At 68.9% G+C, this 7,669-nt stretch carries 10 protein-coding genes; 3 read left to right on the top strand and 7 right to left on the bottom strand.

Translation table 11 applies throughout. The features are described from left to right. Together CCR97_RS04755 and olsB are read left to right on the top strand one after the other, a co-directional pair. On the top strand, nucleotides 1-487 hold a 487-nt coding region (locus CCR97_RS04755; RefSeq protein WP_201159340.1), incomplete at its 5' end, for a response regulator. A 214-nt stretch (nucleotides 488-701) separates the two neighbouring features. After that, a complete protein-coding gene (gene olsB, locus CCR97_RS04750; RefSeq protein WP_111358775.1) occupies nucleotides 702-1,646 on the top strand; it encodes a l-ornithine N(alpha)-acyltransferase in 945 nt (314 codons plus the stop codon). A gap of 213 nt (nucleotides 1,647-1,859) precedes the next feature. Here the strand turns inward: olsB and coaA are convergent, their stop codons facing one another. The 3 genes from coaA to hisF are packed head-to-tail and all read right to left on the bottom strand — an operon-like array spanning nucleotide 1,860 to nucleotide 3,985. After that, entirely contained in the window at nucleotides 1,860-2,825 is a 966-nt protein-coding gene (gene coaA / locus CCR97_RS04745; RefSeq protein WP_111358776.1) for a type I pantothenate kinase, read from the bottom strand. Nucleotides 2,826-2,829: 4 nt separating this feature from the next. Next, complete coding sequence (locus CCR97_RS04740; protein ID WP_111358777.1) at nucleotides 2,830-3,153, bottom strand: phosphoribosyl-ATP diphosphatase; 324 nt, start codon at nucleotides 3,151-3,153, stop codon at nucleotides 2,830-2,832. A gap of 40 nt (nucleotides 3,154-3,193) precedes the next feature. Continuing rightward, nucleotides 3,194-3,985, bottom strand: coding sequence for an imidazole glycerol phosphate synthase subunit HisF (gene hisF / locus CCR97_RS04735; protein WP_111358778.1), 792 nt, complete (start codon nucleotides 3,983-3,985; stop codon nucleotides 3,194-3,196). Nucleotides 3,986-4,015: 30 nt separating this feature from the next. Between hisF and CCR97_RS04730 the strand changes: the two genes are divergently transcribed. Continuing rightward, nucleotides 4,016-4,759, top strand: a complete 744-nt coding sequence (locus CCR97_RS04730) for a DUF3800 domain-containing protein (protein ID WP_111358779.1) — start codon at nucleotides 4,016-4,018, stop codon at nucleotides 4,757-4,759. Between the two features lie 224 nt (nucleotides 4,760-4,983). On the opposite strand, the gene hisA is transcribed toward CCR97_RS04730, so the two are convergent. The 4 genes from hisA to hisB all read right to left on the bottom strand — a co-directional run bounded on the left by hisA (nucleotide 4,984) and on the right by hisB (nucleotide 7,531). Then, complete coding sequence (gene hisA, locus CCR97_RS04725) at nucleotides 4,984-5,724, bottom strand: 1-(5-phosphoribosyl)-5-[(5-phosphoribosylamino)methylideneamino]imidazole-4-carboxamide isomerase (protein WP_201159339.1); 741 nt, start codon at nucleotides 5,722-5,724, stop codon at nucleotides 4,984-4,986. Beyond that, nucleotides 5,721-6,371: an imidazole glycerol phosphate synthase subunit HisH gene (gene hisH, locus CCR97_RS04720; RefSeq protein ID WP_111358781.1), complete on the bottom strand. Its 651-nt coding sequence runs from the start codon at nucleotides 6,369-6,371 to the stop codon at nucleotides 5,721-5,723. Before hisH ends, hisA begins: the two co-directional genes overlap by 4 nt. After that, entirely contained in the window at nucleotides 6,368-6,856 is a 489-nt protein-coding gene (locus CCR97_RS04715) for a DUF2628 domain-containing protein (RefSeq protein ID WP_111358782.1), read from the bottom strand. Before CCR97_RS04715 ends, hisH begins: the two co-directional genes overlap by 4 nt. An 81-nt stretch (nucleotides 6,857-6,937) precedes the next feature. Next, complete coding sequence (hisB, locus tag CCR97_RS04710) at nucleotides 6,938-7,531, bottom strand: imidazoleglycerol-phosphate dehydratase HisB (protein ID WP_111358783.1); 594 nt, start codon at nucleotides 7,529-7,531, stop codon at nucleotides 6,938-6,940. Between the last annotated feature and the right edge of the window lie 138 nt (nucleotides 7,532-7,669).

The raw sequence follows: 7,669 nt of genomic DNA, 5'->3' as shown, positions 1-7,669 counted from the left end.
CGCCGCCGCCGCCGCCGACCCGGCCCCCAGCGCCGCGCCGGCGCCGGACGCGCCGCGCCTCGATGCTGTCGCTCATGGACCATCACGCGCCGTGCTGGTCGCCGAGGACAATCCGATCAACGCGCTCCTGGTCCGCGCCCTGCTCGAGCGGCTCGGTCACCGCGTCACGGTCACGCCGGACGGCCTCGCCGCCGTCGCGGCGTGGCGGCAGGCGGTCGACAGCGGCCGCGCCTACGACGTGATCCTGATGGATCTGCACATGCCCGGTCTCGACGGCCTCGCGGCGACGCGTCAAATCCGCGCGCACGAGGCCGAGCAGGGTCTTCCCGCAGCTTTGATCGCGGCGCTCACGGCCGACGCCTCGCCGGCCGATCCCGCGGCCTACACGACGGCCGGGCTCGACGCCGTTCTGGTCAAGCCGCTGGACCGCGACCGGCTGGAGGCGCTCATCGGCCACGGCCGAAGGGGCGTCGTGCTGGCCGCCTGAGCCGGCGTGAACGCGCTCGCCGACCGCCCCGACCTCCGGACCGGTGTCGCGAACACGGCCCTGCCGCGGCGCGATGCGACAGTGTAGACTTGTTACATTGAACGCGGCCGCGTCATAAATCCGTGGTCGCCGCGGCTTATTTGACGATGATCGGCCGGGTGCCGCGAATCGCGTCGTTCGCCCGAGTCCGACTGATTGATTTCGGGAGCCGTCGATGCCCGCGTCGTTGCGCGAGACTCCTCCGAAACGCCTGTTCGGCCTGGCCGGTCTGCCGCGCCCCGGCGCCGGCGTCCCCAAGCTCGCGGCGCTGAAGGCTTATGGCGGCCTGCGCGTCTCCGATCCCCGGCTCACCCGCAGCGACGAGACGCTCGGCCGCATCGGCTCGCTCGAGGTGCGGCTCGCCCATCGGGCCGCCGAGATCCGCCGCGCCCAGCGCCTGCGCTTCGACGTGTTCTATCAGGAGATGTCGGCCGTCGCCGACGCCACGACGATGCTGGCGCGCCGCGACGTCGACCCTTACGACGCGCTGTGTGATCATCTCCTGGTGCTCGATCACGACAAGCCGACCCGCCAGGGTCCGGCCGTCGTCGGCACCTACCGGCTGCTGCGTCAGGAGATCGCGGAGCGCCGCGGCGGCTTCTACACGGCCGGCGAGTTCGACATCGCGCCGCTGATCGCGCGTCATCGCGGGATGAAGTTCCTCGAGCTCGGCCGCTCCTGCGTGCTGCCGCCCTATCGCAACAAGCGCACCGTCGAGCTGTTATGGCACGGCATCTGGACCTATGTGCTGCGCCACAAGGTCGACGTGATGCTCGGCTGCGCCAGCCTCGAAGGCACCGATCCGGACGCGCTCGCGCTGCCGCTGTCGTTCCTGCACCACTACGCGCCGGCCCCAGAGGCGTGGCGGGCCCGCGCGCTGCCGCGCCGCTACGTGCCGCTCGACCGCATGGCCAAGGAGAGCATCGACGCGAAGGCGGCCCTGCACGCGCTGCCGCCGCTGGTGAAAGGCTATCTGCGGATCGGCGCCGTGATCGGCGACGGCGCCGTGATCGACCGCCAGTTCGGCACGACGGACATCCTGGTGATCCTGCCGGTGAGCCTGATCAACACCCGCTACATCGGCCATTTCGGCGCCGGCGCCGAGCGCCACGCGGCGTGATCTGCGTCGCAATCATGGACTGCACCCGTCACCCTGAGGTGGCCGCGCAGCGGCCCTCGAAGGGCGACGGCCCGGGCCGTACATCCTTCGAGGCTCGGCCACGCACGTCGGCTATAGCCGACTTGCGCACTTATCATGCTGATCTCGGGTAAATCCGAGCTCATTGGCCGAGCACCTCAGGATGACGGTGAGAGTCGCGAGGCAGCCGCTCGCTCACAGCCGCCGCAGTGCGACCTCGGCGATGCGGTGGGTCTCGCTCTTCTTCAGGATCAGGTCGGCGCGCTGGCGGGTCGGCAGGATGTTCTCCTGCAGATTGACCAGATTGATGCGCTCCCAGATGTCGGTCGCCATGGCGACCGCCTGGTCGTCGGTGAGCTGCGAGTAGCGCCGGAAGTAAGACTTGGGGTCGCGGAACGCGGTGCCGCGCAGCGCGAGGAACCGCTTCACGTACCAGTGGTGCAGCACGTCCTCGTCGGCGTCGATATAGACCGAGAAGTCGAAGAAGTCGGAGACGAACGGGATCGCCTTGCCGTCCTTGGGCGGGCGGCCGGTCTGCAGCACGTTGACGCCCTCGACGATCAGGATGTCGGGGCGGTCGATCTCGATCCACTCGTTGGGCACCACGTCGTAGACGAGATGCGAGTAGACGGGCGCCCGCACCGGCCGGCGGCCGGCCTTGATGTGCGAGAGGAAGCGCAGCAGCGCCGGCAGATCGTAGCTCTCCGGAAAGCCCTTCTTGTCCATCAGGCCTTCCTGCTGCAGCACCGCATTGGGGAACAGGAAGCCGTCGGTGGTGACGAGATCGACCTTCGGCACGTTGGTCCAGCGCGCCAGCAGCGCCTGCAGGACGCGCGCCGTGGTCGACTTGCCGGCCGCCACCGAGCCGGCGACGCCGATCACGTAGGGCACCTTGGCGTCGCCCGTGTTGAGGAAGCGCTGCTGCGCCCGGAACAGCTTCTGGGTCGCGGCGACGTAGAGGGACAGGAGGCGGGAGAGCGGGAGATAGATCTCCTCGATCTCCTCGATGTCGAGCCGGTCGTGCACCGAGCGCAGCCTGATCACCTCGGCCGGCTCGAGCGTCATCGGCGTGTCTTCGCGCAGCGCCGCCCATTCGTCGCGCGAGAACACGCGGTAGGGGGAGAGCTGGGTGCCGGAGCGGGGAACGACGAGCTGATCCATCGGGTCAGGCATCCTTCCGTGAGGCCTTCTCGTCGAGTCCGGATTGCGCCGTACGGGATTTCAGCAGGGCCTCGACCTCGGAGATCGAAATGTCGCGCGCCTTCAACAGAACCAGCAGATGGTACAGGAGATCGGCCGCTTCGGCGACGACGCGATCGCGGGTCTCCCCTGCGCCGGCCAGCACCACCTCGATCGCCTCCTCGCCCATCTTCTTGGCGCAATGGGCGGCGCCCTTGTCGAGCAGCTTCTTCGTGTAGGAGGTCTCGGCGCTCGCCGCGGCGCGCGACGCGATGATGGCCTCGAGGTCGTGCAGCGTGAAGGCGCTCATGCTCGTCTGGTCCGTCGGAAGGGGAAATTCGCGAGTTTTTTCAGGGATCGAGGCGCATCGGCAGGCCGGCCGCGGCCATGTGGGTCTTGGCCTGCCGGATCGTGAACGTGCCGAAATGGAAGATCGAGGCGGCCAGCACCGCGGTCGCGTGGCCGTCGCGGATGCCCTCGACCAGGTGATCGAGGGTGCCGACCCCGCCCGAGGCGATCACCGGCACCGGCACGGCGTCGGCGATGGCGCGGGTCAGCGCGATGTCGAAGCCCGACTTGGTGCCGTCGCGGTCCATCGAGGTGAGCAGGATTTCTCCTGCGCCGAGCGCGACGACCTCTTTCGCGTACAGGACCGCGTCGATCCCGGTCGGCTTGCGGCCGCCATGGGTGAAGATCTCCCACCGGTCGGCCGCATCCGGCAGCGCCGTGCCCGGGCCCGCCACCCGCTTGGCGTCGATCGCCACCACGATGCACTGGTTGCCGAACTTCTCGGCCGCTTCCTTGACGAACTGGCGATTGTTCACCGCCGCCGTGTTGATCGACACCTTGTCGGCGCCCGACTGCAGGAGCGCCCGGATGTCGTCGACGGTGCGCACGCCGCCGCCCACCGTCAGCGGCATGAAGCACGCCTCGGCGGTGCGCCGCACCACGTCGAGAATGGTGCCGCGGTTCTCGTGGCTCGCCGTGATGTCGAGGAAGCACAATTCGTCGGCGCCGGCGGCGTCGTAGGCGATCGCCGCCTGCACCGGATCGCCGGCATCGACCAGATCGACGAAGTTGACGCCCTTGACGACACGGCCGTCCTTGACGTCGAGGCAGGGAATGACGCGGACCTTGAACATGATACGATGTGGCCGTTCGTTGGGCGCGCGATGTCAGAGTTCAGCGATTTCGTGATCTACGCCGACGAGAGCGGCGATCACAGCCTCGTCAAGATCGACGAAGCGTATCCGGTGTTTGTTCTGTGCCTGTGCGTGTTCGAGAAGACCACGTATGTTCGTCGCGTCGTACCGGCCGTGCATGCCCTGAAATTCAAGTGGTTCGGGCACGACACCGTGATCCTGCACGAGCGGGAGATCCGCAAGAAGCTCCCGCCCTTCGCGTTCCTGAACGTGCCGGAGCGGAATCAGGCCTTCCTGGCCGATCTCAACACGCTTCTGGCGGACGCACGAGTCCGGATGATCGCGACCGTCATCGACAAGCGCCGACTCAAGCACGAGGATCTGTTCGCCGAGAACCCGTATCACCTCGCCTTGTCGTTCTGCGTCGAGCGGGTGTTCGAGTTCGTGAGCCGGTACGACTCGCCGACCAGGACGCTCCACTTCGTCTTCGAGCGCCGCGGTGATCGGGAGGACAAGGCGCTCGAGCTGGAGTTCCGGCGGATCGTCGGCGGCGAGAACGTCTTCCAGCGAAAGCTGCCGAACTTCGAGATCGTCTTCCTCGACAAGAAGGCCAACGCGGCCGGCATGCAGATCGCCGATCTCACGGCCCGGCCGATCGGCCTGAAGGTCCTGCGCCCCACCCAGCCCAACCGCGCCTTCGACATCATCGCGAAAAAGCTGGTCCGCGGCCGCGGGGATCGGCCGGGGCTGGGCCGCATCCGAATCTTTCCGTGACGCCCCTACTGCGGTCGGCCTTTCGATCGGCGGGCTCTCGAAAAGCGAATGGCCCCGGATCACTCCGAGGCCAAGCGCCGACCGGGAACCCCCAATCCATTTGTTCCGAATATAAGCGACGTTCCCGCTCGGATCAATGGCGGCATCACGAACCTTGTTCAGAATCAATCGCTTGCGTCCCACACGCGAGAACGCTTCGGACCTGTCGCCGATCCGCCCCGGAGTCACGACACCGCCCCCGCGCTCTTCAGCAGCGCCAGCGCCTTGCGGGCGTCGAGGCGGCCGTCGTAGAGGGCGCGGCCGGCGATCGCGCCGGCGAGCTTTTTTGCGCGCGGCTCGATCAGCTTCTCGATGTCGCCGATCGAGGCGAGGCCGCCCGAGGCGATGACCGGAATCGAGATCGCCTCGGCGAGCACGATGGTGCCGTCGAGATCGAGGCCGGTCAGCATGCCGTCGCGGCTGATCTCGGTGTAGACGATGGCCGCGACGCCGGCGTCCTCGAAGCGACGGGCGAGATCGAGCGCCGGCAGGTCCGACACCTCGGCCCAGCCCTCGACCGCGACGCGGCCGCCACGGGCATCGAGCCCGACCGCCACGCGCCCGGGGAATGCCTTGGCCGCCGTCTTCACCAGCTCGGGATCGCGCACCGCCGCGGTGCCGATGATCACCCGCGTGATGCCCTTCTCCAGCCAACCTTCGACGGTCGCGAGGTTGCGGATGCCGCCGCCGAGCTGCACCGGGATCGACACCAGCTCGAGGATCCGCTCGACCGCGGCGGCGTTGACGGGCTTGCCCGCGAAAGCGCCGTCGAGATCGACGATGTGCAGGTACTGGAACCCGATCTCCTCGAACTGGCGTGCCTGCTCGGCGGGATCGCGGTTGAAGATGGTGGCGCGCGCCATGTCGCCCTGCTCCAGGCGCACGGCGAGGCCGTCCTTCAAGTCGATGGCGGGAAACAGGATCACGGGGCCCATCTCAAAAAATTGGCGATCAGCGCGAGGCCGAGCCGCTGGCTCTTTTCCGGGTGGAACTGGGTCCCGGCGGCGGTGCCGTCGGCGACGATCGCGGTGACCGGCCCGCCGTAGTCGACCTGCGCGACCAGATCGCCGGGGTCGGCCGTCTTCAGATGATAGCTGTGCACGAAATAGGCGTGCAGCCCGTCCGGCCCGGTCGCGATGCCGTCGAGCAGCGGGTGCGGCGCCAGCGCGTTCAGGGTGTTCCAGCCCATGTGCGGGATCTTCAGCGACGGATCCGCCGGCGTGATCCTGTCGACCTCGCCGGGAATCCAGCCGAGCCCGTCGACGACCTCGTACTCGCGGCCGCGCTCGGCCATCAGCTGCATGCCGACGCAGATGCCGAGGAACGGGCGGCCGCGCCGGCGCACCGTCTCCTCCAGGGCCTCGACCATACCGGTCACGGCTTCGAGCCCGCGCCGGCAGTCGGCGAAGGCGCCGACGCCCGGCAGCACGACCCGGTCGGCGGCCCGCACCACGTCGGGGTCGCTGGTCACCAGGATCGGCTGGTCGTGGCCGCTCTCGCGCGCCGCCCGCTCGAAGGCTTTTGCCGCCGAGTGCAGGTTGCCGGAGCCGTAGTCGACGATGGCGACCGTCATCGCCCCGCTCCCGGCAGCGGGAACAGGCCGAGGACGCCGCGGCCGCCCGGCCGCAGCCGCGGCGCCGGGGCGTCGCTCCAGGTGCGGTCGAGGTCGGCGGCCGCGTCGGCGCGACGGGCGAAATAGCGCTGCTCGGCCGTCTCGAGGTCGTCGGCGACGACGATGCCGGCCTCGCGCCAGCCGCCTCGCAGCAGCGTCCAGCGGCGCAGCGTCGCCGATTCGAGCCCGACCAGGAGGGCGATCAGCACCGACACGGCGATCCGCGCCCCGGCCGGCACGCCGAGCGCCGCATGGGCGACGCCGAAGCCCGCCATCACCAGCAGCCAGCAGATCAGCACCAGCCACATCCGGTGGCGGATCATCCACAACGGGCCGAACAGGAAGGCGCCCCAGGAGAAGCCGTCGCGCACGAAGCGCACCCGAATCGGATCGGCCGGCTGACCGTCCGGCCGGGCGGGGGGCTCCAGCACTGCATAGACTGCCATGTCGTGTCCTTCGCTGGGTCGCGTCCTACGCTGGCCGCGGCCGCGGCCCGTCCGGCCGCGCGTCTCGTCGGCTCCGGGCCGTCAGCCGCCCAGGCTGCCCTTGGTGGAGGGGACCTCGTCCTTGGTCCGCGGATCGATCGCGACCGCGGTCCGCAACGCGCGAGCGAGCCCCTTGAAGCACGACTCCGATATATGGTGGTCGTTGTCGCCGTACAGCGTCTCGACGTGCAGCGTGATGCCGGCGTTCATGGCGAAGGCCTGGAACCACTCGCGCACCAGCTCGGTGTCGAAGGTGCCGATCTTGTCCCGCCGAAAGCTGGTGCGGAACACCAGGAACGGGCGCCCGGAAATATCGAGCGCCACCCGGGTCAGGGTCTCGTCCATGGGCAGATGGACGTCCGCATAGCGGCCGATGCCCTTCATGTCGCCGAGCGCTTTTCGCACCGCCTGGCCGAGCGTGATGCCGACGTCCTCGGCCGTGTGGTGCTGATCGATGTGCAGGTCGCCCTTGGCCCGGATCGTCATGTCGATGCGGGAGTGGCGGGCGAGCAGGTCCAGCATGTGGTCGAGGAAGCCGATGCCGGTGTCGACCGACGCCTTACCGGCGCCGTCGAGATCGACCGCGACCTCGACGTCGGTTTCCTTGGTGGTGCGTTTCACGGTTGCGGTGCGCATGAACGACACGCCTTCTTGCCGGCCGATCGGCCGGTCCGTCACGGACCCGGCCGGGGCCGCGCCCCGGGCCTCGCCCGACCGCGACCATTTGTCTGAACCGCCGGCCTTTTATCAGGGTGGGCAGGGTTCCGCCACTGG

This window comes from Rhodoplanes elegans (assembly GCF_016653355.1).
Taxonomy (GTDB): domain Bacteria; phylum Pseudomonadota; class Alphaproteobacteria; order Rhizobiales; family Xanthobacteraceae; genus Rhodoplanes; species Rhodoplanes elegans.
The sequence above is the reverse complement of the archived record's forward strand: the minus strand, read 5'-3'. Positions and strand labels throughout refer to the sequence as shown.